Annotated in this window: 1 protein-coding gene; it reads left to right on the top strand. The window is 38.5% G+C overall.

The genetic code is table 11. From position 1 onward, the window contains the following. Positions 1-319 (top strand): hypothetical protein (locus COJ96_RS29070; RefSeq protein WP_218936549.1); only part of this gene is annotated, 319 nt, incomplete at its 5' end. Positions 320-338: the final 19 nt, after the last annotated feature.

Here is a 338-nt window from a genome sequence, read left to right as displayed (position 1 = left end):
GGATGAAGTATGTTTTCAGATACTCAGTGGGGGATATATTAAGAAAATTGCGCATGCTAATTCAGTTAATGTTGACGGAAATGAGTTATGTAAAGTGCAATCATTTAATTCCTCATATGTAAAGGATTTGTATCCAGTTGATTGCAGCGCAAACATGAGAAAACATAGTAGTGCCCCGGATATGGTTGGAAGGGATAATATTATGGATGATAGTTCTTACTCTTTGGCAGGAGTAAACCCGTCAACAGGTCTTTACATGACTGGAGGGAGTTTGGACTCAGGAGGCAACCATTTTGGTAATCCAGAAAAAATGGATTGAAAAGGAGATAACGTGCAAA

It is taken from the genome of Bacillus sp. AFS073361 (assembly GCF_002567005.1).
GTDB lineage: Bacteria > Bacillota > Bacilli > Bacillales > Cytobacillaceae > Neobacillus.
Note: the sequence above shows the minus strand (reverse complement) of the source record. Positions and strands in the feature narration are given on the sequence as shown.